Raw genomic sequence first — 22,464 nt, 5'->3', positions numbered from 1 at the left:
GCGCTCTCTATCAATGCGCGCCGTAGGCAACAGTCGTCGAGGGGCTGGTCGAGGACAGTTCGGCGGCCCCGGCCGGGCCGTAGATCGCGTGCGCCCGATCTCGCTGAAGGCCCAGTAGCGGTCGCCGAAGGACCAGTGCCACCACTCGGTCGGATAGTTCACCAGCCCGGAAGCAGACGTGCAGCCGAACCCCTGTCGGCAGGAAGTCGTTCGCCATGGCCAGCCGGTCCGCCAGGCTCTCGCGGACGTGTTGGCGACCTTCCGCCGAGATCTCCCGGGTGAAGAGCTCGACCAGTGGACGGTCGGGACTACTTCGACCGCGGCCAGACCCGCGACTGACTGAGGATGGTCTGGGGACCTCGGTCACTTAATGGGGACCGCGGACAGGTTATTTCGTGTCCGCGGTCCCCAGTAGCTGTCCGAGCCCCCCACAGCTGGCACCGATCCGGGTAGGCGGCCGCAGACGTCGGCGCCAGGGTGGCGCCGAAAGAGCGGCCGATGACAACGAGTAGTCCGAGAGCCCCGGGCTGCGGCACGCCGAGCGGTCTCCTGGGCTGAGGCGGTTCAGCGGCCGAGGACGAACGTTTGGATGGCGATGACGGCGGCCCCGCGCGCCCATTGGGTGAAGGTGGGGTCCTCGAGCAGCAGGGGTGGCACGAGGGCGGCCGGGTCGCGGTCGGCGCGGAGCCCGGCGAGGACATCCTCGTGGGCGACGGCGGCAAGTTGGACCCCTTCGCCGCCGAGCACGACCAGTTCCGGCATGGTGAAGTTGGTCGCCGCCGCGATCAACCGGCCGAGCGCTCGCCCGGAGGTGGCGACCACCCGCAGTGACTCCGGCTCGCCGTTCTTCGCGAGGTCGAGGCATTCGTCGTACTCCACCGGGCGCCCCAGCGCGGCGCTGATCTGGCTCGTGATGGCCGCGGTCGTGAGCATCGCTTCGGCGCAGCCGCGATGTCCCAGCGGGCAGAGCGGGCCCTCGGGGTCCAGCAGGAAGTGTCCGATCAGGCCGAGCCCGGTGTCGGTGGTGTCGACCAGCTTGTCGTGCACGACCAGGCCATAGCCGACACCGGCACCGATGGTGATCAGGCAGAACCGGCTGACACCCCGTCCGGCTCCGAACCAGTGGATCGCCTCGGTCACCGCGGTGACGTCGTTCGCGACCACCACCTGGGTGCCCGACCTCGTCGCGACCAGCTGCTGGAACGGTACGTCGGTCCAGTCCAGGAAGTTGCCCAGCAACACCTTCCCGTCCCGTGCGACATGACCGCCCAGACTCACCCCGATCCCCGTGATCGCCGGCACCTCAGCGGCTGCGGACTGGGTCAGGGACTGGGCTAGAGACTGGGCCAGGTCGACCACCAGGTCCGCTACGACCTGCGGGGTGTGGTCGGGAAGCGGGCGCTCCTCGGTGGCGATCACCTCGGAGCGCAGAGTAGTGAGCACGCCTACCGCCGTATCCGCGGTGAGCTTCACGCCGGCGAAGTGGTGGGTGGTGGGGTCGATGTCGAGCGGTTGCGACGGACGTCCGACCCGCGGATCCGTGGGACCGGCGGAGACCTCGACCAGTAGACCGGACTCGACCATCGGCTTGGCGATCCGGGTCAGACTGCCCGGCGAGAGGCCGAGCCGGCGGGACAGTTCGGCGCGCGAGAGCGGGCCGTCGAGCAGGATCTCCAGAGCGACCTGGTGCGACGGCCCCGTCAGCGGTTGCCACGCACCTGCCGTCAACGGATCTCCCTTCCGACGATCTGCAACCGCAGCTTACGCGGACGTCCGAAGGGTGCAAGGTAAATCGATGTGGCGACTACGCACCTAGTTGTTGTGCGGAGGCTTGCCCGAGGCGCATTCTCAGGAGAAGCCACGGGGAGGTGGGTCGGAGTGATCGTCACAGACGGCACGAAGAGCAAGTCCTTGGCAGACCTGGCCGCGGCCTTGCATGCCACCGCCGATCTGCCTGGCGTCGCGCGGGTTGCGGTGGACTGGATCGCGAAGTTCCTTCCGGGGACGTCGGCAAGCATCGTGCTGAGCCAGCACCGGACACCGGTCGCCGTGGCGGCCGGCGCCCCGTCTCTGCGGCGGGCCGACGACCTCCAGATCAAGCTCGGCGAAGGGCCCTCGCTGGACGTTCTGCACGGTGCGACGATGGTCCAGAGCCCGGACTTGTTCATGGACCCGAGGTGGACTCCCTGGGCCGGGCCGGCGGTTCAGCTGGGCTGGCGGAGCTGGCTGAGCCTGCGGATGATGAGCCGGAACCGGAACACTCTCGGCGTACTGAACTTCGCTCTGGCCAAGCCGGACGCGCTCGACCCGGAGTACATCCGGTTGGCCGGAGCGGTCGCGGCGCACGTGTCGGTTGCCCTGGACATCACCAGGGTCCGGGAGAACCTGATAATCGCGCTGGATACCCAGGCTGAGGTCGGCCTGGCGGTCGGGATCCTGATGGAACGCTTCGAGATCGACGGCGACCGGGCCTTCAAGGTCCTCAAGCGCTACTCCCAGGATCTCCACATCAAGCTCCGCGACGTCGCCGACCAGTTGGTCCGCAGCGGCGACCTCCCCGGTCCACCGTCGACCACCTCCCGCTCCGGCTGGCCGGCGTGACCTCACGCCGCGGCCGCCGGCAGGTCAGGCGGGGCGGTGTTCCAAGTGGCACGTCGGGGCCCCGGTGGGTGCGGACTCGCAGACTATGAAGGTCGAATCGCCCGGCGGGGTTTCGCCGCGCCAGGGCATCACGGCCTGGCCGGCGAGGAGGGCGTCGAGGGTCTGGAGCTCCGGATCGCGGGTCTCCGCATGGTGGTGGTAGCCGGCGGCGCCGAGCGCGAGAGCGATGGCCATGCCGAGCAGGTTGACCCCGGTCGGTTCGTCGGGCCGGTTCGACTCCTCGGTCGGCTCGAGCCGGATGCCTTGCCCGGGTACCTCGACGATCCGCGCGGTGTAACTGCTTGCTGTCATGCCACTGAGAGTAGGCCCGAGACGCCCGCTCGCCGGGATCCCGGCCACGGCAGAGATTGGGTTGTGAATCCCATTTTGCCCGGTATGCTTCCGCCATGAGCGACTTCACGGCGCGGCTGAGCGGCCGGACGAACTGGAAGCGCGAAGTCGCGGCGCCGCTGCGAGCCTTCCTGACCACGGAGGCCGGCAGTTCCGGAGTCCTGGCCGGAGCCATCGTGATCGCGTTGATCTGGGCCAACCTCGCACCCGGTTCGTACGACGGGTTCTGGCACACCGACCTCGCGATCTCGTTCGGGCACCGCGACCTCAGTCTCGACCTGCAGGAGTGGATCAACAGCGGGTTGATGACGCTGTTCTTCCTGGTGGTCGGGTTGGAGGCGCGGCGCGAGTTCGATCTCGGCGATCTACGCGAGCGGAGCCGGTTCGTGCTGCCGGTGGTTGCGGGGATCGCCGGGATGGCACTGCCCGTCCTGATCTACCTGGCGTTCAACCACGGCGGTCCGGGCGCGCACGGCTGGGGTGTCGCGATGTCCACCGACACCGCCCTGGCCCTGGGGCTCCTGGCGCTGGTCGGCCGCGGGGTGCCGGATCGGGTCCGGGTCTTCCTGCTGACCGTCTTCGTGGTCGACGACCTGATCGCGCTGCTGGTGATCGCGGTGTTCTACAGCAAGGACATCGCGTTGATGCCGTTGCTGACGGCGATCGCCGCCTTCGCCGCGGTGCTCGTCGCTTCGGCCTACGGGCTCCGCAAGCCGTTCGTCTACGTTGTCCTGGGCATCGCCACGTGGGCCTCGTTGCTCACGAGTGGCGTCGACCCGGTGGTGGCGGGCCTCGCGATCGGGCTGACGGCTCCGGCGTACTCGCCCGGCCGGGACGAGCTCGAGCAAGCCAGCGGATTGTTCCGGCTGTTCCGCGAGCAGCCGACGCCTGAGCTGGCTCGGACTGCCGCGGTGGGGCTCACCCAGACGGTCTCACCGAACGCCCGGCTGCAGCGCTTCTACCACCCGTGGACGAGCTACCTGATCGTTCCGCTCTTCGGGTTGGCCAATGCCGGCGTCACGATCAATCAGGACCTCCTCGCCAGGGCGGCCACCTCGCGGATCACGCTCGGAATCGTCATCGGGTACGTCGTCGGCAAGCCGCTGGCCATCATCGTCTCGTCGGCTGCGCTGGCGCGGTTCAGCGGTGGCCGGATCCGTCCGCTGGTCGGTTGGGCCGGAGTCGTCGGCAGCGGCACGATCGCCGGTATCGGGTTCACGGTTTCGTTGCTGATAGCAACCTTGGCCTTCAGTGGTCCGGAGCTGGAGGAGGCGAAGCTGGGGTTGCTGGCGGCCGTCGTGCTGGCGGCCGCCCTGACGTGGCTCGTGTTCCGGGTGGCGGCCCTGCTCTCGCCCCCGCGGAAGGCGAAGGCGCTGCTCGGTGATGTGGACCAACTCGTCGATCTGAACGATCCGGTCGACCCCGAGCGGGACCACACCCGCGGCCCGGAGTCCGCCTCGGTGACGCTGGTGGAGTACGGCGACTTCGAATGCCCGTACTGCGGGATGGCGGAGCCCGTAGTACGGGATGTTCTCAAGGATGACGACCTGCGCTTCGTCTGGCGGCACCTCCCACTGTCGGACGTCCATCCTCGTGCCGAGATCGCGGCGGAAGCAGCTGAAGCGGCGGGAGCACAGGGGAAGTTCTGGGAGATGCATGACCTGCTGCTGGCGAATCAGGACAAGCTGCAGTCGGCGGATCTCCTCAGGTATGCCGATGAGCTCGGGCTGGATCCACAGCGCTTCCACGACGATGTGAAGCGTCATGTGGCGGCCGGCCGCGTCGCGCGGGACGTCGAGTCCGCCGACCTCAGCGGGGTCTCCGGGACGCCGACCTTCTTCATCAACGGACAGCGACACTACGGCGCCTACGACATCGAGACGTTGACCAAGGCGATCAAGACCGCACGCGCCCGGGCCGCCATCAAGACCGACGACCTCGGTCCTCTCGTACGCCGCCGCTCACGCCGGGGCGCTGAGTCATGAGGGAGCCGTACCGCGAACTCGCCGCGCGGGAGCCGGTGCTCGCCCGGCTGATCGAGCAGTACGGCGAGGTCGATGCGTTCGGCTGGTCCGACGAACGGATGGAGTCGAGCAACTTCGCGGCGATGGTGCTGCATATCGTCGGCCAGCAGATCTCCACCAAGGTGGCGTTCGTGCTGTTCGACCGGGTCGCCGCTGCCGTCGGCGGCAAGGTGACCCCGGCGGTGGTGCTGGCGCTGGGAGCGGATCGCCTGCGCGAGTGTGGTTTGTCCCGCGCCAAGGCGGCCTACCTGCTCGACCTCGCCCAACGGCAGGCGGACGGCCTCATCGACCTGGAGAACATGACGGCACTCGAGGACGCCGAGGCGATCGCGGCTCTGACGGCGGTGCGGGGGATCGGGCTGTGGTCGGCGCAGATGTTCCTGCTGGCTCAGTTGCATCGGTCCGACATTCTGCCTGCGGGTGACATGGGCATCCGCCGGGCTGTCGAGCGCGCGTGGGGTCTCCCGGAGGTGCCAAGCATCAAGGCAGTCGAGGCGATGGGAGCCGCCTGGGCGCCGTACCGCACCTATGCTGCCGCTCTCTTGTGGCGGTCGCTCTGAGGCCTGGCAGTAACTTGTCTAGCTGCGTCATTTCTGCCACTGGTTCAAATGGATAGTGATGCGTGACGCTGGGGATTCCTGACAAGAAGGGGTTTCCAGATGTCATCGGTGTTGAGTACTGCGCCTGCCGCCCAGGGGGAGGCGATCGCACATTTCGCCGCGCGGTTGTCGTTCGAGACCGACCCGTCCGACGTGGCCGCCGACATCGGTGCCGGGGTCACCGGCTGGGTGCTGGTCGACAGCAGGAGCCGGGCGAGCTGGGACCAGGGCCACGTGCCCGGGGCGATCCACCTGCCGACAGCCGAGATCGCGGCGCGCGCGGCGTCCGTCGTACCGGCTGGGTCCGCGGTCATCACGTACTGCTGGGGTCCTGGGTGCAACGGCGGAACCAGGGCTGCTCTCGAGTTCGCCAAGCTGGGTTATCCCGTCAAGGAGATGATCGGCGGGTTCGAGTACTGGACCCGCGAAGGGCTCCCGGTCGAGACCGCCGACGGCATCGAGCGTCGCCTCGTGGATGCCCTGGTGGCGCCCCTCGGAGTCGCCTGCGCCTGCTGACGGCCCTGTACCGCGGGACGCCGTGCTTGGCTGGTTGGCGATCAGAGGTTGGCGAGGTGTTCCGCGTTGCCCCGGATGGCGGCTTCGTAGCGCTTGATCTCGGGGGTCGCCAGCCGGTCCGCGACGAGCAGGAGCAACGTGGCCAGCGCCTTGTCCTTGCGACCCGCCGCCTGCAGGCTGAGCGCCTTGAAGACCCGCAGCGAGTCCGATTCCGGGAACTCCTTGCACGCGGCGGCGAATACCTCGAGTGACTCGTCGATCCTGTCCAGGTTGCGCAGCGTGCTCCCGTACTGCAGCAGGCACCGACGTTTGGTGTCCCCGCTCAGCCCCGGGAGCGCCTGCTCGTAGTACTCGATGGCCTTCTCTTCCCGGCCCGCCGTGTCGTACGAGCCGCCCACCTCGTACAGGATGTACGGGTTGCCGGGATGCTTGGTCAGCAGGTCGGCGAAGAAGTCGATGGTGGGTTGCATGTTCGCCCGGTCCCGGTTCGCGAACGCTTCCTCGATCGTCGCCGCCAGTTCAGGCGTCAGCTCGGTGCTCACGGCTCCCATCATGCCTCGGGTGAAGATGCCGAGGTCGCGGGGTCTGTTCCGACGCGGCGAGCGGGTCGAGCAGGGAGTCGACCAGCTTCGATCGGAGAGGAGACAGGTGATGAGTGAGTCAGGGGGCCTTGAACACCAAACAGGGACCGCGGACACGAAATAACGTGTTCAAGGCCCCGACTACCTGTCCCAGGTCTCCACTCCTGGTCAGGGCCGCACCCTTCGTTCCTACTACTTCTTGAGGATCACCAGGTTGTACTTGGTACCTCGTGGTACTCCGGTGCCCAGCGGTGGCGGGAGGCCGACGTCGAAGCGGGCGTTGACCAGGGCGAGTTTGCCGTTCTGCTCCGCGACAGCGGTCGGGATCCGGAACGCACCCTTGACGTCCTTGTCGGTCACCACGGAGACGATCCGCGCAGTACGGAGATCCTTGCTGAGCTTCAGCGTCACCAGTCTCTCGGCGAAGTTCTCGACCACGTAGAGCTTCCGGCCGTGGAGCAGGATGCCGTCCAGCGTGCCCTTGGTCAGCGTGCCACCGGTCACCGTGATGGTGCGGCTGGACCCGTTGCGTAGGTCGATCGTGATCAACGTTCCGAGTGTGGTGTTGTCCACGATCAGCGTGTGGTCGTCGGGCGCCGCGATCCCGTTGAGGCTGAAGTCGCCGGAGGTATCCGCCGCCGGCCCTCTCAGGTTGATCTTGTGGGGTTTGCCGATCTTGCCATGGTGTCCGATCGGCACCTTGTAGATCACCGGGTTGAACGAGTCGGTGAAGTACGCGGCGCGCTTCGTGAGCACCACGTCGTTGATCAGTGACGCGCCGGGGGTGCCGAGCGCGAGATCCGCGCGTGACTTGCCGTTGCGGGTGTCGTACACATACGCGTGGCCGGTGGGGCCGCCCGCGACCCATAGCCGGTGACGCGCCTTCTCGAACTTCATCCCGAGCGCCCTCCGGCCGGCGGGTGCGTTGATGAAGACCTTGCCCTTGCCGGATCGGATGTCGGCGCGATAGATGTCCCCGTCCTTCAGCGACCCGACGTACACCGTCGATCCCGTGCCCGCCGCGATTCCTTCCGGCGAGAAGTCGGTCGGCAGCCGTACCGACCGTACCGACGACGGCACGCCCATCCCCAGCGTCAACACGATCGCCAGCGCTACCGCCAGCAACTTCGCAACCCTTCGCATGATGCCTCCCCTAGACCTGCGTTCGGCTCACCCCCTCCCGCCGACGCTAGGCCCGCAACCCCTACGGGTCCAGTGCCCGACCCCACCCGTCACACCCCGCCAGCCACCCGTCTCCCACAGTCGCTTCTGCTCAGACGACGAGGGTGGGTTCGTCGGGGGCGGAGAGGCTCAGTACTGCGCCGGCTACGGCGGGGGAGGCGCTGACGCGGGCCTCGAGGGCGCGGAGGCGGACTGCTACGTGGGACTCGGTGTCGTCGCCGGTGAGGTCGACGTCGCCGATGACCGAGATCAGCCGCGGACCAACGATCTCCAGTCGCAGATAGGTGACCCGGGCGACCTCCGGTGCCTCCAGCAGGGCTTGGAGTGCTGCCGCGCGCAGGCGGGGGTCCGCCTCCTGTCCGACCAGGAATCGCCGGTTCTGGTTGATCAGAAGCAGCGCGACCCAAGCGAGCAGCAACCCGACCAGGATCGAGCCGATCGCGTCCGGAATCGAGGAACCGGTCAGTTGGTGCGCGGCCAGGCCGGCGGTCGCGATGAGCAGACCGGTCAGCGCGGCCGCGTCCTCCACGAACACGGCTCGAAGTGTCGGATCGGACGTGGCCAGGACGTGCTCGATCAGGTCCCGCTGCAACGACTCGGCCTCGGACCGAGCCTGCCGCGCCGACTGCAGGAACGAGATCCCCTCGAGGACGAAGGAGACGGCCAGGACGACGTACCCGACGACGAACTGGCCCGCCGGCTCCGGCGTCACGAGTTCCTGGACGCCGTGCGTGACGGACACCGCGGCGCCGGCTATGAACAGGCCCAGCGCGGCGAACAACGACCAGACGTACGCCTCCCGGCCGTGACCGAGCGGGTGCAAGACGTCGGGTGGGCGACGGGACCGCCGGTTGGCGATCAGCAGAAAGATCTCATTGCCCGCATCGGCCCACGAATGCGCCGCCTCGGCCAGAATCGACGCCGACCCGGTCATGACCGCGGCGACCGACTTCGCGAGCGCGATCAGCACATTGGCGCCGAAGGCAACCAGTACCGTCGTCACGCTGTCGGATCCACCCGGCCCCTCCGACCCCGGCACCTTCCCGAGCAAGTCATGGGCCGGCCGGCTGAGGCCGCCGCCTGAGGCGACTCCCTCGCCCGGGACGACCTCCGCCTGCTCACTCTCCTGCTCGTGCGCCATCAACCAGTGGTAACACATCCCGCAGCCGCGCCGGGGACGACAGCGGCCACTACCTCAAAGTCCCGCCGCGAACCGCCGGGCGAGAACTCCTGGGCTGACGATCGTGGGTGCCTACTCCAGCCACTCGGTCTCGAAGCTGGAGTTCGCGTGGATGTGCACGGCCTCGTAGCCGTCCGGCCCGGTCGCGAACTTGTGCGCCGTACCCGCCGGCACCACGAGGATCTGCCCGGCCCGGCCGACGACCTGCTCGTCCCCGATCGTGAAGGTCGCCGATCCGCGGCGGATGATGAACGTCTCGGCGTACGGGTGCCGGTGCAAGCGCGGCCCTACCCCGGCCTTCGACGTCGACTCCAAGATGATCGAGATCCCCGCCGCACCCGGCAGTTCCTCGTAGTTCTCGGTCCAGTCCTCGCCGTCGTCGCGCCCATCGCTGCGGCGGACCACCAGCTCTTCGACCCCTGCCTGACCCATCCCACCCCTCCTTCGGCTCCACACCAACCGGCTCCTGTTACGGCCCCCGGGCCGAGATCGAACCTACTCTTCGCGAGTGTCATCAGAGGGCTGCTGATCGGGGTGGAGCTTTGCGGCGCGTCGATCTGCAAGCGAGGTCCGACTGACCCAGCTCGAGTGGCCGAGCTCAGCTACGCAGCGTCGCCGACGGCGAGCAGCCGAACTTTCGCCGGTAGGCCTCGGCGAACCGCCCGTGGTGCAGGAAGCCCCAGCGGCCGGCGACCACGCTGACCGTGACGTCGTCCGGGGCCGCCGACAACAACTCGTCGTGCACCCGGTTGAGGCGAACCTCCCGCAGGTAGACCATCGGCGGCAGCCCGAACGAACGCCGGAACCCCTCCTGCAGCGCCCGTACGCTGACTGCGACTTCTTGAGCCAGGGCGCCTGACGACCACGGTCGTGACGGCTCGCTCTCCATCAGTTCGACAGCGCGGCGCACCGCCCTCGGCGCCGCCGGCCGTGCGGGAGCAGAGACCAGATCGCTGTAGTTGTGCGGCTGAGCCAGCAACAGGCCCGCGATCACCAGCATCTGCAGGCGCGCCTTTGCCAGCGGGTGGTGAGCGATACCGCCCGGCCGATCGATCTCACGTTCAAGCAGTTCCAGTACTGCGAGCCAGGATTGCGCGGCCGCGGTGCTCAGATCCATCGCTGTGGTGAACTGCAGCGGCTTGGCAAGTGGCTGCCCGATCTGCCGCTCGAGCTCGAACTCCAGTTCGTGCCGGTCGATCATGAGGCACAGCTGCGCGGAATCTGCCTGCCACCGTAGGTCGGCCGGATACCCCGGCATGAACACGGCCGCCGTACGGTTCGTCGAGGCGAGGACGGGCTCGAGTGAGCCGCACTGCTGCTCACACTGGCCGGCGACGGGAACGTTGACGTGATAATTGCCGGCGTCGGCCGTGACCATCCGGACAGCGCCTCCGTACCGGAAGTAGCCGACCGTGACGGCTCCCATCCGGACCGCGTTGAGGGTCATGTTCAGCGCGGTATCGCGCTCCAGGACCTCCAGCCGATGCGGCAGGTAGAGCCGAGTGACCGCGTCGTGGGCCTCATCCACGTCAGCCGCGCGGGCGACGGGATGCCCGGTGAGCAGTTCCCTGTGGCTTGAGGCCATCACGAATCAGAGGGTACCCAGCTGCCGTTGCAATCAACGCGCAAACTGGACAGAACTCCGCGTCAACCGGCTGGGATGGCACCCTTCGGCGGCCCTTCACTGGAAGCAGTACCTCGGGGGTTCGCCGCTTGGGAGAGAGTCTGAGTTGAGCCATCGCGACTGGGAGCCGATGCCGTCCATACACAGAGGCGTGGTCCTCTCGCTGGACAGCCTCAGGCGAGGCGCACGACTGGTGCGGCCGGCCGGCAACCTGGATGAACGGACCATTGCCGGGCTGCTGAGCCTGATCGGCGATCAGCTTTCCCCAGCTCTGGACCTGCTGATCGTGGATCTGACCAACCTGACCACCCTCGGCCCGGACGGCGTGCGTGCGCTGCTACGGATGGCGCGAGAGCTCGGCGACGCGAACGTCGGCCTCGCTCTGGTGGCACCTGACAGCGTGGTCGAATCGGCACTGGACGAAGCCGGCGTTCGATCCCTGTTCGAATTCCACGCAACCATCGACGACGCCCTCGACGTCCCCTGACCGGGCTCCGTCGGGCGAAACGTCGGGCGAAACAATGCCATGTCGCGGGCACGGCGTCAGGGTCGGCGGACCTTCTTGGCAAGGCCTTCCTGCTTCTCCTGTTCGTGGACCAGGCGATCCTGCAGCCACTCAAGGGCCAGGGCCTCGACGTCCTGGCCGCGTGACGACGCCGCGGTAGCCAGATCCGCCAGCATCTGGCCAGGCAGCTGGAGTTCAAGTTTCGCCGGCGATTGTTTGATATCTGCCATGACGAGTCCTCCGAACGAGTCATCGCCGAGTCTAATGCGCAGTACTCCGGTACGGCGCAGGTCCGGCGCGCTCGGCGCAGTCCTCAGAAAGTGGCCTGTTCTCCCGTTGAGCCGAGATCCCTTAGCTGCAAAGGATTTCGCCCTTCGCTCCATCGGACGGTCGAGCCCCGGCCCACTTCGGCCTCAAGGCGTCGAGGACGCGGCCGCCGGTAGCGGAGTGGGTGTGGGGGCCGGAATTGGAGTTGGCGTGGTTGTCGGTGCGCTGCTCGGTGCCGGGGAGGGCGTGCTGGTCGGCGATGGCGCGCCGGTCGGCGTCGCGGACGGCGAGGGCGTTGGTGACGGAGGGAGTGTCGGCGACACCGAGGCTGTCGGGGTCGGGGTTGGGGACGCCGTGGGGGTCGGTGACGGGGTCGGGGTGGTGGTGGGCGTGCTGCTCGGTGTCGGGGAAGGCGTGCTGGTCGGTACTGGCGCGGTCGAGCTTGGCGCCGGCGCCGGCTGCACCAGGATTGGCGAAGGCACGGTGCTTGGAGTGGAACCTGCCGCTAGCAAGGTGAAGGCGGCCGCCGTGACGCCCACGCCCACTACAAGGCCGCTCGCCAGGGCAGTACCACGTACCACGGCCGGCTGGCGCAGGAACTCGGTACGCCGGCGGTGCCGCAGGTCCGGCGGCAGCGCCGCCCGCTGTGCGGAGAAACTGTTGAACGGTGCGGCGGCGAAACCGAGGGTCGGAAAGAGGAGCAACGCGGCGAGCAGCGGTCCGCTGAGCGTCGTGGGGTGGCTCAGTGCCGCCACGATGCCGACGATGCCGAGTGCGGCCAGCAGGCTCTCCGCGCGATTCGCCTTGATCACGTCCAACCAGGAAGCCCTCTCAAATGTCTTCGGCGTCCGCATGAAGACGGCTTCCTTGGCGAACAGCCCCAGAACGGAGGCACGTGCGACCACGAGTGCGGTCGCCTGCCAGATGAAGAACGCCCCGAACGCATCCCGCCACGACGCATCCGTGCCCCGTCGTAGCAGCGCCACTGCGCGCAGCAGGCCGATCAGGACGAGCACAGGCACCGCCGCGACGAGGAAGCCGGTGATCTTACGGAACAGTTCCCCGCCGCCCAGTGCGAGATTCGCGGCACCAGCCAGCAGGAACATGTAGAAGACCACGCCGAGCAGGTCGCCGTACCACTGGAGGCCGCCCGACAGGTATCCCCAGCGCTGCCCCAAGGTCAAGCGGTTGTCAGCGGTGAGGGGGCCCGGCACAAGCGAGCGCCAGTGCATCCTGAGGATCTGGATACCGCCGAAACACCAGCGGTACCGCTGACTCTTCAGTGCCTCGAACGTCAGAGGCATGATGCCCTCACCGTACGACTTGTCGACGTGCAGACCGGTCCAGCCGGCTCGCAACATGCGCAGCGAGAGTTCAGCGTCCTCGGTGATGCACCACTGGTCCCAGCCGCCGAGGTCCTCGATCGCCTTCTTGCGGATGATGCCCATGGTCCCGGCGAAGATCGCGGCGTCCCGCTCGTTGCGCGACGGCTGCGAGACGGCGAAGAAGTACCGGTAGGAGTAGTAGAGCCGACGGTAGTACCCGGACTGCTGCCAGCCGCGGTAGTCCTGTGGCGCCTGGACGAACCCGAGGCCCGGGTCGGCGAAGAGCCGCGCGCAGTCGGCGAGGAAGTCCGGCTGGAGCTGGTAGTCGGAGTCGACGACCGCGATGAGTTCGGTCCGTGCGTCGGTGAGGTTTTCGAGCGCGTAGTTGAGCGCGCCGGACTTGTAGCCGGGCCAGTTCTCCAGATGCACGAACTTCACGTCGTGGGTCGCGCACCACTGCTCGACCGGGCGCCAGAGGTCGGGGTCGTCGGTGTTGTCGTCGATGGCCACGATCTCGTAGTACGGGTAGTTCAGACGGCGCAGCGCGCTGAGGGTCTGGATGACCATCTCGGGCGGCTCGTTGTGGGCGGGGACGTGCAGGCTGACGAACGGTTGGTAGTCACCTTCCTGGACAGGCCTGCCCGCGCCGATGACGCGACGGCGCCAGTACTGCGTACCGAGCGCATCGCACAGCTCCCACAGGTAAGCACCCGCGAGCAGGCCGGCCAGGACTTCGAGGAGCCACAGGACGACACCGCCGATCGTGTTGACGACACCGAGGTGGCTGACGAAGGTCCAGTGGATGATGAAGACCAGGTATGCGAGGTACAGGTACGTCGACGCGGCCCAGCACACCCGCGCCCGGCCATTCCAGCGCGGGGTGGCGGGTAGGAGCGCGATGCTGAACGCGATGACGACGATGGCGGCGATCAGCGCGCGATGTGGTGTGGTGCCGACCAGTACTGAGAGTGCGTAGCCGATCGCGGCGAGGACGACAGTGGCAATGACTGCGGAGATCGCTCGCCGCGAATAGGCCCAGGCGGTGGCGACGGGCCATCGCGTGGGCAGGGAGACGAACATCGCGAGAGAACTGATGGGTGCGACGAACAATCCCGCAAGCAGCAGCGCGGCAAGCATGTGATGACGCCTCCTTCGGAACGGTGAACTCGATCGCCGTCGAAGGCGCCCGCCAAGCGGCACAGTGCCCGCTCGCGTATCTGGCTTGGCCCTCAGGCAATCCCTAGCCTGGCCGCGCCGGCCCCGCGAATCATGGCGACCAGCCCCCGTTCCCTCACCCGGACAGCACCAACGCCGCCGTACCAGCTACCTGCTACTGCGCCTGGCGCCGGACCCTTCGCGCAGGGCCGTACCGGCTCCTCGCGGGCCTGGGTATTGGTGCGCCGATCTACGCTCGTTCTTGTAAGGAGTGGGCGGTCCGCGGGCTCGGCCGGGACCGTCACGATGACGGTCCGAGCGGAGATGGTTCATCGATGAGCGTGGGCACACGTCCTGATCGCAGGGTCTGCAGATGAAGACCCGCTTCAAGCCCGATCGCGGCCTGACCGGCCGGATGGTGGCCACTGGGTTTCTGCTCGGATTGTTGTACGTCGTTTTCGTGGGCGTACTGATCGCACTGACCAAGAGCGCGTTCGTGGCCGTCGTGATTGCCGCCGGCCTGCTGTTCGCGCAGTACTGGTTCTCCGACCGTATCGCGTTGTATGCCATGCGTGGTCACGTGGTGACTCCGGAACAGGCGCCCGAGCTGCACGGCGTCATCGACCGGCTGTGCGCGCTCGCCGACATGCCGAAGCCGGCGGTGGCCATCGCGGACTCCGACATGCCGAATGCGTTCGCGACCGGGCGCAGTCCGAGCAAGGCCGTGGTCTGCGTGACAACCGGGCTGCTACGGCGGCTCGAGCCGGACGAGCTCGAAGGTGTGCTCGCCCACGAGCTGTCCCACGTCGCGCACCGGGACGTGGCGGTCATGACGATCGCCTCCTTCCTCGGCGTGCTCGCCGGGTTGATGACCCGGCTCGCCCTCTGGGGTGGTGTCGGCCGGAGCCGGGACCAGAACGCGGCCGTGGTCGTGATGGCGGTGGTCCTGGTCTCCGCTGTCGTCTACGTGCTGTCGTTCCTGCTCACTCGCGCCCTGTCCCGCTACCGGGAACTGGCCGCGGACCGCTCGTCTGCCGAGCTGACGGGACGACCATCGGCGCTGGCTTCGGCACTGACCAAGTTGAGCGGCGACATGTCCCGGATCCCGACCCGTGACCTGCGGCAGGCCGAGGCGTTCAACGCGTTCTTCCTGGTTCCAGTGCGTGCGAAGGGAACGAGCATCGCCTCGCTCTTCTCGACCCACCCGACGCTGGAGCGGCGCCTCGACCAGCTGGCCGCGATCTCCCGCCAGCTCGGCGAGCAGGGCTGACGCGATGGGCTTCTTGGATGCCCTGCTCGGCCGGTCCAAGCCCGCGCCGCCGAACCTCGATCAGCTGTTCGCCCTGCCGTCCGCCGCCATCAATCTGCAGGCGGCCACCGGCTACCGGCCAACCGGAACAGGCTCGGTGTGCTTCAAGGCCGCCGAAGGCGGCGGGTTCGCCGCCATGCGGGACCAGGTCGACAAGCTGCTCGCCCTCGACGACGGCAAGTACACCAGCCAGACGGACAGGTTCGGCTACACCTGGCTAGTCCGCCAGACGAGTCCCGACGACGTCGCGGGCCTGGTGACCGACCTGCACGCTGTCAACAGCGAACTCGTCGACGCAGGCTTCGGCACGGCGCTGCTATGCACGCTGGTCAACTTCACCGACGGCACCCAGCCGCTCGGGCTGGTCTACCTGTACAAGCAGGGCAGCTGGTATCCGTTCGTCCCAGCGGGCCCGGACCGCCGGGACAACTCCACCGAACTGCAGGTCAGGTCGGTCCTCACCGACGACCTCCGCATAGAGCCCGACCTCGCCCGCTGGTTCCCCGTCTACGGCGCCCCCGGCCTGTAACCCACTGCTCTTCGTGTGAACCGGCGCCCAGTCTCATTGCAAGGGGAGCGGCGGTTGGATCCACCATGGTTGGCTGTCGTGGTCGATGCGAACGACCCACTTGACCCAGTGATAGCCGCGCCGTCCGGGGACCACCAGGCGTGCCGGCGCACCATGCCCAACGCTGAGCGTGGTGCCGCCGACGCGCGTGGCGAGGAGTAGGTGGTCGGTGAGCGGGAGCCGCCGGTGGTAGCCCGTCGCGCTCGTCACTTCCACCGTGCCGGTGGCACCGTCGGGCAGGAGTCTCCTCACTCGTACTCCGGCCCACTCCTGCTGAGTCCACCAGCCGCCGGTGCAGTCCAGGACGGCCATCTGCCGGTCGTTCCACCGGGCCAGGTCTTCCAGGGACCAGTCATGGGATGCGTCGCCCGTCCTGACGGTCAGCCGCCAGGCCGCGGGGTCGAGCTCGGGCACTTGGTCGAATAGCCATGACGTGGTCGGAATGGCGGCGACCGACGAGGACGCGAGCTTGAAAGAACCGGTAGGTCGACGTACGCCGGATGGCGTGGTCAGCGCGCTCGCTGCCTGGGCGCTCCCCTCGAGGACACCAGCCGCCGACGCCACCACCCCGAGGCGCAGAAGCGTGCGCCGCGAGAGGTCGGTCCGGCGCGCCCGGACCCGTCGATGGTGGGCGTGCCACAGCGTCAGTACTGCGGCAACGACACCTGCGCCGACGTGCAACTGCAGTGTGGTCACGGGTGAGTCGGCCAGCAGAACGCCGAAGCGGTGGGCCACACCAGTCACCAGAGCCACCAGCGTCGATGCGGTCAAGAGCACCGAGGTGGTCCGGCCGGGCCGCCGTGCGCGCCGCAGCCCCCGGCGTACGACGATCGACTTCCAAGGGACAAGCACGAAGACCGTCAGGCCCAGGGCCCCGTGCAGAACGGCGATCGGCCAAACGAGCCCGCTGCCGAAGACGAACATGCAGAACCCCGACGCCGCGGCAAGCGGCACCACGCCCAGAAGAACGAGGTTGGCCACCCGACCATTCACCTGTCCACGGTAGTCCGCACCGGAGCCCCCTGCTTAGCGGAGACGGCAGTCAGAGGTCTTATTGGTCGTATGCAGGCAGAACGGACGCTGGCAGTATGGCTGGGCGGATCGGAGGTGCGACCAATGGATGACCAAGCAGCCGTCGGCCCCACCACGATGATCGTCGGCGCCTACCGGACGGACGATGAGGATGAGATGGTCCGGATTCGTGAGTACTCACCGTCGTTCGACGAGGAACGGTTCGCGGCCCACGGGAGCTTCTTCGTCGACGACGTCCGCAGCTGGGTGCGGTCGCGCTTCAGCGTCGCGTTGCCGGCCGAACGCACCGCGGTCTGCGGCGTGTCGGCGAGTGGAGAGCTCGCGCTCGCCATGGGGCTTCGGCATCCGGGCATCTACGGTACGGTCTTCTCCGCCTCGCCCGGCGGCGGCTACCGCCCGCCTGCCGTGATGCCAAGCCCGCTTCCGCGCACCTACCTCGTCGCCGGCACGCAGGAGCCGTTCTTCCTGGAGAACGCGACCCGGTGGGCGGACGCGCTCCGCGATGCCGATGCGGACGTCGTGATGACCGAGCGGGTCGGGACCCACGGCGACCCGTTCTGGCAAGCCGAGTTCCCGCTGATGGTCGCCTGGGCGTTTGGACGCTGAAGCCAGAGCGCTCGAAGGCGCAGGACACCAGGCGGGCCAGTCATCCATGGGCCGGAGATCGCCACACTCACTGGGGCAAGGGCAGCAAGGCTTCGGTGGATGTGACGGAAAGTCTCGGCCGTGAGGTGGTTGGATGAGTGCTCGCCCGCGGCGATCGCCGCGGCGCTGCAGCATGTCGCGCCTGCGCTAGGCGACTACCCGATCGCAGTTCGCGAATTGGTGGGCGAGGATGACCCCTTGTGGTGGTCAGCAACTGCGGTCGTCGGCGAGCGGTTCGTTGCGAAGTTTGCGTGGTCACGTCCTCCCGCGCTCCGGCTGGCGCATGAGATCGCCCGGTCGCGGCACGAACGCTCGCTATCGACAGCTTGGTATGGTGCCCAGGTTGTACCGCTTGGAGCAATTCGGCGGCTCTGAAAGGAGAGGGGCAAGGCGAACTATGCAGGCGACAGAGGCCCAGCGTGCGGTGGCTGCGGCCATGTCTATCGCCTCATCGCTCGAACTGCGAGTCGACGACGCGATCGTTCTCAATGACTCGAACAAGCTCACTCTGCGTCTGCTGCCGTGTGACGTCCTGGCCCGGGTGGCACCTGTGGCCGAGCAGGTCGCACTGTTCGAGATCGAGCTTGCTCAACGCCTCGCCGAAGCCGGGAACCCGGTGGCTGCTCTCGCGCCTCGAGTGGAACCGCGTGTCTATGAACGTGATGGCTTCGTGGTCACGCTGTGGACCTACTACGAACCCGTCGCACCTGAAGTGCTCTCACCAGCCGACTACGCCTATGCGCTCGAGCGGCTGCATGCTGGGATGCGCAAGCTCGATGTCCCGACGCCGCACTTCATAGATCGAGTCGAGAGCGCCCAACAACTGGTGGCAAACCGCGACCACACCCCAGCGCTCGCCGACGCCGACCGGGATCTCCTCAGTAACACGCTACGACGTCTGAGAAGAGCTATCGACGAGCGCCGCCCCGCCGAGCAGCTTCTGCACGGCGAGCCGCATCCAGGCAACGTGCTCAACACCAAGAACGGACTGCTGTTCATTGACCTTGAAACGTGCTGCCGTGGGCCTGTCGAATTCGACCTCGCCCACGCACCCGAAGAGGTCAGCGAGCACTATCCAGGTGTCGATCAGGACCTGCTACGCGAGTGCCGGATCCTTGTGCTGGCAATGATCACAACGTGGCGCTGGGATCGAGGCGACCAACTCCCAAACGGGCGCCAACTGGGCACAGAATGGCTAGGTCAGATCCGAGCGGCGCTCGGTCGCAAGGCGCTGGATACCCACAACTGATCGCGGGCCACCGAGGTCCGACGGGTGGGTAAGGTTGCCGGCATGTCGACATGGCCTATGCCCGAGCGCTCCGAGCCGCCGAACGACCCGATAGACGAGCGGGCTGCGCTCGAAGACCGCCTCGAGTTCCAGCGCACGACGTTGCTGCTGAAATGTGGCGGGCTGACGCCGGAGCAACTGGCGCTGCGGTCGGTGCCGCCGTCGACACTGTCGCTGCTCGGCCTTGTTCGGCACCTGTCTGCAGTCGAGGCCTGGTTTCATTCGTACGATGGCCAACCGGACCACCAGTACTTCTGGGACTATGTGCCCGGCTCGACGGGAGGCGGCGACAACGTCGACATCACACGGGCCGCGGACGACCTGGCCAGCTATCAGGCGAGTGTCGCCCGGTCGCGTGAGGCCGTGGCAGGGCGCAGTCTGGACGAGGCCAGTCCCGGCGAGGACTACACGCTGCGGTGGATCTACCTGCACATGATCGAGGAGTACGCGCGCCACAACGGACACGCGGATTTCCTCCGCGAACGCATCGACGGCGCCACGGGCGAATAGCCGCTACCGCTCACCTCTGGCGACCCCACCGCTTACCGTTCCACTAGTCATTCATCGACACCCACATGCCGCGCGACGATCGCGGCATGAGGTCGTTTCCCGTCAGCGCGGCTTTCCGTTGCTTCGACTCGGAAGCCCGACTCCACGAGCCGCCGGGACATCTCCTCGATCGACCAGAAGTAGGCGGTCGTCACTGTGTGCGAGAACGGCTCGACCCGGGGGCCTTCGAACATGCCAAGCAGCAAGGTGCCACCGTCGCACAGGCAACGTGCGAACTCTTCGAGGATGCGCGGCACGTCGTCCGGATGGGTGTGGATGATCGAGTACCACGACAGGATCCCCGCCACCGACCCATCGGGCACGCCGAGGTCCTTCAGCTCCGCCACACGGTAGGGAACCGTGGGAAATAGCGATCGGGCGATGTCCACGAAGTGCGGCACAAGATCGACACCTTCGACGTCACAGCCCTGGCCGCTCAGAAAGTCGGCCCACTGCCCAGGCCCACACCCCGCGTCGATAATGCGGCCCGTGATTTCACCGGCCCACTGGGACACCAGCTTGCGGTCCAGTTCGTGCATAGCGTCCGCGGTGGCGAACCTGTCAGCGTATTCATCCGACCATCGGCCATACGCATCCCGCACATCATCCACAGACACTGGCAACCCCTATCAAACGGTATTCGGTCATGCCGACGTGACGGCGCCACCGTGAGCGCGCCGCCGACTCGGCACGACATGCTCTCACCACGTGCTTCCATGACCCCCACCCGCCGGAACGTGCCGACAGTTGTCGCGAGGACGTCGATGACAGACGACGGCGCAGTACTCACGGAGCACCTAGCGGACCCGCCGGGGAATTGTGCAGGGTTCTGAGAACGCCTACTCCAGCTAAACGCTCCGGACCTACTTCGCGCGGTGATCCTGGCGAGCTGCGAACAGCTGGCGGAGGCCCATTAGGAGTGGGGCTGTCCCGGCGCCAACGATCGGCAACGCTGATGCGCCGAGAACTGGAATGTGCTTGGCAAGCAGCACAACGCCGACGACGATCGTGACCGCGCCAACAACGATGCGTTGCCAGGCTTGAGCTATGCGCTTCGCCATGTTCGCTGCCGCCCTCAATTGGACTTGTCGGGATATGGGCGGATGCGCTCCGGACTCTCCTCGCCCTTGTAGCAGTCTCTCATCGCTGCTGGCCGACCTAGCTGACCCGGGAGCTGGTCGGCCGGTCGAGTCCATCCTGGGCCTGTCTGCATTCTCTGGCGGCGGCGGGCACGAACTGAAGTGGAACCACAGCCTTTTACGCAACACTGCGAGTTGCTCAGCCCGCTGGGTTACGCAGCGCGACGTCGAGGCCGTTGCTCGCAGGACTCAAGACAATCCGCGCGCGTCGCTCGACCACGCGACCAACCTCGGGTCGGCAGCAGTGCTCACGCTGCCCGTGCCATACCCTTTGTGGCAGGACCAAGTGGTGCGCCAGTGCATGGCTCCCGGAGGCAGGGGTTCGTCCCGCCGTCCCACTGATCCGTTTTCGTGCCGACGTCAAGACGGCCTGGTTGGCTCCGACCTTCTCGTGATGGCGCCGGACGGCGGCGCCGACGGAGCGAAGGAGCAGTCCAGTGTCCGATGTCCGCATCCACAATCTGGCGATCTCGCTTGATGGCTTTGCCACCGGCGACGGTCAGGCGCTTGACTCCCCGTTCGGGCACGCCGGCGAACGGCTGCACGAGTGGTTTGTCAGCACCCGGTTCTTCCGCGCAGCGGACGGCCTGCCCGGCGGCACTTTCGGTGCCGACAACGCGTTCGCCGAACGGCATGAGCCAGGTATCGGAGCCGAGATCATGGGCGCCGGAAAGTTCGGCCCACCCGGCTGGCATGACGACCCCGACTGGAAGGGCTGGTGGGGGCCGACCCCGCCCTTCCACACGCCGGTCTTCGTGCTCACCCACCGTCCGCGGCCCTCGATCGATATGGAGGGCGGAACCACGTACCACTTCCTCGACGCCACGCCGAACGACGCGCTCGAGCAGGCTCGTGAGGCGGCCGACGGAGCCGACGTACGGATCGGCGGCGGCCCCACCGTCGTTCGCAGCTTCCTTGCCGCAGGGCTGGTCGACCACATGCACGTCGCACAGGTGCCCATCGTGCTCGGCCGCGGTGTCCGCCTGTGGGACGGCCTCGAGTCACTCGAGGAGACCTACGACATCGAGGCGGTCTCAACCCCGAGCGGCATCACGCATCTGACCTTCACGGCCAAGAACCGGTGACAACGCAATGAACGTGCACCGCGGGAGCGGGTAGAGCGGCGTGTCATCTGCCCTCTGCAGGCGTCACGAGTATCGCCAGCGGTCCCGCTGGACACCATCTCCAGCGTCTGTTGACTCCAGTTCGCGTCACGAACCGTGTCACACGGTGGTGGGGCCAAACCGCACAGCGCTAGCCGGACTGGGCCGGGTTGAGATCGGACGTGCCGTCGATGACTGCTTGGGCGGTGGCCTGCAGATGCATGTTGTTGGTCCGCGCCGAACGGCGCATCAGGACGAACGCCTCGTTGACGCTGATCCCGGCGCGCTCGGCGAGCACTCCTTTGGCTTGTTCGATCAGGATCCGGGTGTTCAGTGCGCGCTGGAGCTGTTCTGCGAGGATCTCCCCCTGCCGCACTGTGCGTTCTTGCAGCAGACCGATCGTCGCCACATCGCACAGCGCCTGGCCGAGAGCTATCTCGTCCTCGCTCAAGGTGACCTGGTGCGCGCAGAACAGGTTGAGGACGCCGATGACCTTTCCGCGCAGTCTCATCGGTAGCGCGTGCGTCGATCGGTAGCCTGCCTCGATGGTCGCGGCCCGGAAATTGGGCCAGCGCGCCTCGACCTCCCGCAGGTCGATGTTGACCTGCGGCTGTCCGGTCCGATAGCAATCCAGGCATGGTCCTTCGGAGTTCTGCAGTACGAAGAGCTCCAGCACTCGAGCTTCCTCGGTTGTCGACGCCATCACCTCCAACTGGCCTCGGTGATCGGCGAGGATCAGGCCGGCGGCGTTGGCCGGTAGCAGTTCGACGCTGCGCTCACACAGTACGTAGAGGAGGTCGATGACGTCGAAGTCGTCGACAAGAGTGTCCGCGAGTTCCACGAACACCTGCCCGAGGCGTTGCTCCCTTGTCATAGCTGATG

At 67.3% G+C, this 22,464-nt stretch carries 24 protein-coding genes; 11 read left to right on the top strand and 13 right to left on the bottom strand.

The genetic code is table 11. The features are described from left to right. Positions 1-10: 10 nt before the first annotated feature. Together ABD210_RS16570 and ABD210_RS16565 are read right to left on the bottom strand one after the other, a co-directional pair. Positions 11-367 (bottom strand): hypothetical protein, encoded by a 357-nt coding sequence (locus ABD210_RS16570; protein WP_344112399.1) that lies wholly within the window; start codon positions 365-367, stop codon positions 11-13. A gap of 197 nt (positions 368-564) precedes the next feature. Continuing rightward, entirely contained in the window at positions 565-1,728 is a 1,164-nt protein-coding gene (locus ABD210_RS16565; RefSeq protein ID WP_344112398.1) for an ROK family transcriptional regulator, read from the bottom strand. A 150-nt stretch (positions 1,729-1,878) separates the two neighbouring features. On the opposite strand from ABD210_RS16565, the gene ABD210_RS16560 reads away from it, so the two are divergent. Continuing rightward, positions 1,879-2,601, top strand: a complete 723-nt coding sequence (locus tag ABD210_RS16560; protein WP_344112396.1) for a GAF and ANTAR domain-containing protein — start codon at positions 1,879-1,881, stop codon at positions 2,599-2,601. Positions 2,602-2,625: 24 nt separating this feature from the next. On the opposite strand, the gene ABD210_RS16555 is transcribed toward ABD210_RS16560, so the two are convergent. Next, positions 2,626-2,952 carry a hypothetical protein gene (locus tag ABD210_RS16555; RefSeq protein ID WP_344112394.1) on the bottom strand — a complete coding sequence of 109 codons (327 nt, stop codon included), beginning with the start codon at positions 2,950-2,952 and terminating at the stop codon, positions 2,626-2,628. Positions 2,953-3,047: 95 nt separating this feature from the next. Between ABD210_RS16555 and nhaA the strand changes: the two genes are divergently transcribed. From nhaA to ABD210_RS16540, 3 genes are all read left to right on the top strand, one after another. After that, on the top strand, positions 3,048-4,976 hold the full coding sequence (nhaA, locus tag ABD210_RS16550) for a Na+/H+ antiporter NhaA (RefSeq protein WP_344112393.1): 1,929 nt from the start codon (positions 3,048-3,050) through the stop codon (positions 4,974-4,976). Continuing rightward, the gene (locus ABD210_RS16545; RefSeq protein ID WP_344112392.1) at positions 4,973-5,575 is read left to right on the top strand and encodes a DNA-3-methyladenine glycosylase family protein; all 603 of its coding nucleotides are present in this window, start codon (positions 4,973-4,975) and stop codon (positions 5,573-5,575) included. Before nhaA ends, ABD210_RS16545 begins: the two co-directional genes overlap by 4 nt. A 99-nt stretch (positions 5,576-5,674) precedes the next feature. Beyond that, complete coding sequence (locus ABD210_RS16540; RefSeq protein ID WP_344112391.1) at positions 5,675-6,130, top strand: rhodanese-like domain-containing protein; 456 nt, start codon at positions 5,675-5,677, stop codon at positions 6,128-6,130. 41 nt (positions 6,131-6,171) lie between these two features. On the opposite strand, the gene ABD210_RS16535 is transcribed toward ABD210_RS16540, so the two are convergent. The 5 genes from ABD210_RS16535 to ABD210_RS16515 form a co-directional block, all read right to left on the bottom strand. Continuing rightward, complete coding sequence (locus ABD210_RS16535) at positions 6,172-6,681, bottom strand: tetratricopeptide repeat protein (protein WP_344112508.1); 510 nt, start codon at positions 6,679-6,681, stop codon at positions 6,172-6,174. Positions 6,682-6,903: 222 nt separating this feature from the next. Further along, positions 6,904-7,854, bottom strand: coding sequence for a YncE family protein (locus ABD210_RS16530; RefSeq protein ID WP_344112390.1), 951 nt, complete (start codon positions 7,852-7,854; stop codon positions 6,904-6,906). Positions 7,855-7,984: 130 nt separating this feature from the next. Further along, positions 7,985-9,034 carry a cation diffusion facilitator family transporter gene (locus ABD210_RS16525; protein ID WP_344112389.1) on the bottom strand — a complete coding sequence of 350 codons (1,050 nt, stop codon included), beginning with the start codon at positions 9,032-9,034 and terminating at the stop codon, positions 7,985-7,987. 111 nt (positions 9,035-9,145) lie between these two features. Continuing rightward, positions 9,146-9,505 carry a cupin domain-containing protein gene (locus ABD210_RS16520; RefSeq protein ID WP_344112388.1) on the bottom strand — a complete coding sequence of 120 codons (360 nt, stop codon included), beginning with the start codon at positions 9,503-9,505 and terminating at the stop codon, positions 9,146-9,148. 166 nt (positions 9,506-9,671) lie between these two features. Next, complete coding sequence (locus tag ABD210_RS16515) at positions 9,672-10,658, bottom strand: AraC family transcriptional regulator (protein ID WP_344112505.1); 987 nt, start codon at positions 10,656-10,658, stop codon at positions 9,672-9,674. A 232-nt stretch (positions 10,659-10,890) separates the two neighbouring features. On the opposite strand from ABD210_RS16515, the gene ABD210_RS16510 reads away from it, so the two are divergent. After that, the gene (locus ABD210_RS16510; protein WP_344112387.1) at positions 10,891-11,184 is read left to right on the top strand and encodes an STAS domain-containing protein; all 294 of its coding nucleotides are present in this window, start codon (positions 10,891-10,893) and stop codon (positions 11,182-11,184) included. Positions 11,185-11,240: 56 nt separating this feature from the next. Here the strand turns inward: ABD210_RS16510 and ABD210_RS16505 are convergent, their stop codons facing one another. Next, entirely contained in the window at positions 11,241-11,432 is a 192-nt protein-coding gene (locus ABD210_RS16505) for a hypothetical protein (protein WP_344112385.1), read from the bottom strand. Positions 11,433-11,615: 183 nt separating this feature from the next. Beyond that, positions 11,616-13,931 carry a glycosyltransferase family 2 protein gene (locus ABD210_RS16500; protein WP_344112383.1) on the bottom strand — a complete coding sequence of 772 codons (2,316 nt, stop codon included), beginning with the start codon at positions 13,929-13,931 and terminating at the stop codon, positions 11,616-11,618. 391 nt (positions 13,932-14,322) lie between these two features. Between ABD210_RS16500 and htpX the strand changes: the two genes are divergently transcribed. Both htpX and pspAB read left to right on the top strand, forming a co-directional pair. Beyond that, positions 14,323-15,219: a zinc metalloprotease HtpX gene (gene htpX, locus ABD210_RS16495; protein WP_344112382.1), complete on the top strand. Its 897-nt coding sequence runs from the start codon at positions 14,323-14,325 to the stop codon at positions 15,217-15,219. A 4-nt stretch (positions 15,220-15,223) separates the two neighbouring features. Beyond that, a complete protein-coding gene (gene pspAB / locus ABD210_RS16490) occupies positions 15,224-15,787 on the top strand; it encodes a PspA-associated protein PspAB (RefSeq protein ID WP_344112380.1) in 564 nt (187 codons plus the stop codon). Between the two features lie 33 nt (positions 15,788-15,820). On the opposite strand, the gene ABD210_RS16485 is transcribed toward pspAB, so the two are convergent. Continuing rightward, a complete protein-coding gene (locus ABD210_RS16485) occupies positions 15,821-16,819 on the bottom strand; it encodes a molybdopterin-dependent oxidoreductase (RefSeq protein WP_344112378.1) in 999 nt (332 codons plus the stop codon). 123 nt (positions 16,820-16,942) lie between these two features. Between ABD210_RS16485 and ABD210_RS16480 the strand changes: the two genes are divergently transcribed. The 3 genes from ABD210_RS16480 (at position 16,943) to ABD210_RS16470 (ending at position 19,301) form a co-directional block, all read left to right on the top strand. Further along, the gene (locus ABD210_RS16480) at positions 16,943-17,464 is read left to right on the top strand and encodes an alpha/beta hydrolase-fold protein (protein WP_344112376.1); all 522 of its coding nucleotides are present in this window, start codon (positions 16,943-16,945) and stop codon (positions 17,462-17,464) included. 436 nt (positions 17,465-17,900) lie between these two features. Continuing rightward, positions 17,901-18,752, top strand: coding sequence for a phosphotransferase enzyme family protein (locus ABD210_RS16475; protein ID WP_344112375.1), 852 nt, complete (start codon positions 17,901-17,903; stop codon positions 18,750-18,752). Positions 18,753-18,794: 42 nt separating this feature from the next. Next, a complete protein-coding gene (locus tag ABD210_RS16470; protein ID WP_344112374.1) occupies positions 18,795-19,301 on the top strand; it encodes a DinB family protein in 507 nt (168 codons plus the stop codon). A gap of 47 nt (positions 19,302-19,348) precedes the next feature. Here the strand turns inward: ABD210_RS16470 and ABD210_RS16465 are convergent, their stop codons facing one another. Further along, positions 19,349-19,957: a class I SAM-dependent methyltransferase gene (locus ABD210_RS16465; protein WP_344112373.1), complete on the bottom strand. Its 609-nt coding sequence runs from the start codon at positions 19,955-19,957 to the stop codon at positions 19,349-19,351. Positions 19,958-20,916: 959 nt separating this feature from the next. Between ABD210_RS16465 and ABD210_RS16460 the strand changes: the two genes are divergently transcribed. Continuing rightward, complete coding sequence (locus ABD210_RS16460; protein ID WP_344112371.1) at positions 20,917-21,564, top strand: dihydrofolate reductase family protein; 648 nt, start codon at positions 20,917-20,919, stop codon at positions 21,562-21,564. 169 nt (positions 21,565-21,733) lie between these two features. On the opposite strand, the gene ABD210_RS16455 is transcribed toward ABD210_RS16460, so the two are convergent. Next, positions 21,734-22,456, bottom strand: coding sequence for a GAF and ANTAR domain-containing protein (locus ABD210_RS16455; protein ID WP_344112370.1), 723 nt, complete (start codon positions 22,454-22,456; stop codon positions 21,734-21,736). Between the last annotated feature and the right edge of the window lie 8 nt (positions 22,457-22,464).

Source organism: Kribbella alba (assembly GCF_039529635.1).
Classification (GTDB): Bacteria; Actinomycetota; Actinomycetes; order Propionibacteriales; family Kribbellaceae; genus Kribbella; species Kribbella alba.
The sequence above is the reverse complement of the archived record's forward strand: the minus strand, read 5'-3'. Positions and strand labels throughout refer to the sequence as shown.

Coding starts and splice junctions, on each gene's coding strand:
- ABD210_RS16545 (WP_344112392.1), top strand. CDS start 4,973: ATGAGGGAGCCGTACCGCGAACTCGCCGCGCGGGAGCCGGTGCTCGCC.
- ABD210_RS16515 (WP_344112505.1), bottom strand. CDS start 10,658: ATGGCCTCAAGCCACAGGGAACTGCTCACCGGGCATCCCGTCGCCCGC.
- ABD210_RS16470 (WP_344112374.1), top strand. CDS start 18,795: ATGTCGACATGGCCTATGCCCGAGCGCTCCGAGCCGCCGAACGACCCG.
- ABD210_RS16535 (WP_344112508.1), bottom strand. CDS start 6,681: ATGGGAGCCGTGAGCACCGAGCTGACGCCTGAACTGGCGGCGACGATC.
- nhaA (WP_344112393.1), top strand. CDS start 3,048: ATGAGCGACTTCACGGCGCGGCTGAGCGGCCGGACGAACTGGAAGCGC.
- pspAB (WP_344112380.1), top strand. CDS start 15,224: ATGGGCTTCTTGGATGCCCTGCTCGGCCGGTCCAAGCCCGCGCCGCCG.
- ABD210_RS16530 (WP_344112390.1), bottom strand. CDS start 7,854: ATGCGAAGGGTTGCGAAGTTGCTGGCGGTAGCGCTGGCGATCGTGTTG.
- ABD210_RS16540 (WP_344112391.1), top strand. CDS start 5,675: ATGTCATCGGTGTTGAGTACTGCGCCTGCCGCCCAGGGGGAGGCGATC.
- ABD210_RS16475 (WP_344112375.1), top strand. CDS start 17,901: ATGCAGGCGACAGAGGCCCAGCGTGCGGTGGCTGCGGCCATGTCTATC.
- ABD210_RS16505 (WP_344112385.1), bottom strand. CDS start 11,432: ATGGCAGATATCAAACAATCGCCGGCGAAACTTGAACTCCAGCTGCCT.
- htpX (WP_344112382.1), top strand. CDS start 14,323: ATGAAGACCCGCTTCAAGCCCGATCGCGGCCTGACCGGCCGGATGGTG.
- ABD210_RS16480 (WP_344112376.1), top strand. CDS start 16,943: ATGGATGACCAAGCAGCCGTCGGCCCCACCACGATGATCGTCGGCGCC.
- ABD210_RS16555 (WP_344112394.1), bottom strand. CDS start 2,952: ATGACAGCAAGCAGTTACACCGCGCGGATCGTCGAGGTACCCGGGCAA.
- ABD210_RS16500 (WP_344112383.1), bottom strand. CDS start 13,931: ATGCTTGCCGCGCTGCTGCTTGCGGGATTGTTCGTCGCACCCATCAGT.
- ABD210_RS16520 (WP_344112388.1), bottom strand. CDS start 9,505: ATGGGTCAGGCAGGGGTCGAAGAGCTGGTGGTCCGCCGCAGCGATGGG.
- ABD210_RS16455 (WP_344112370.1), bottom strand. CDS start 22,456: ATGACAAGGGAGCAACGCCTCGGGCAGGTGTTCGTGGAACTCGCGGAC.
- ABD210_RS16525 (WP_344112389.1), bottom strand. CDS start 9,034: ATGGCGCACGAGCAGGAGAGTGAGCAGGCGGAGGTCGTCCCGGGCGAG.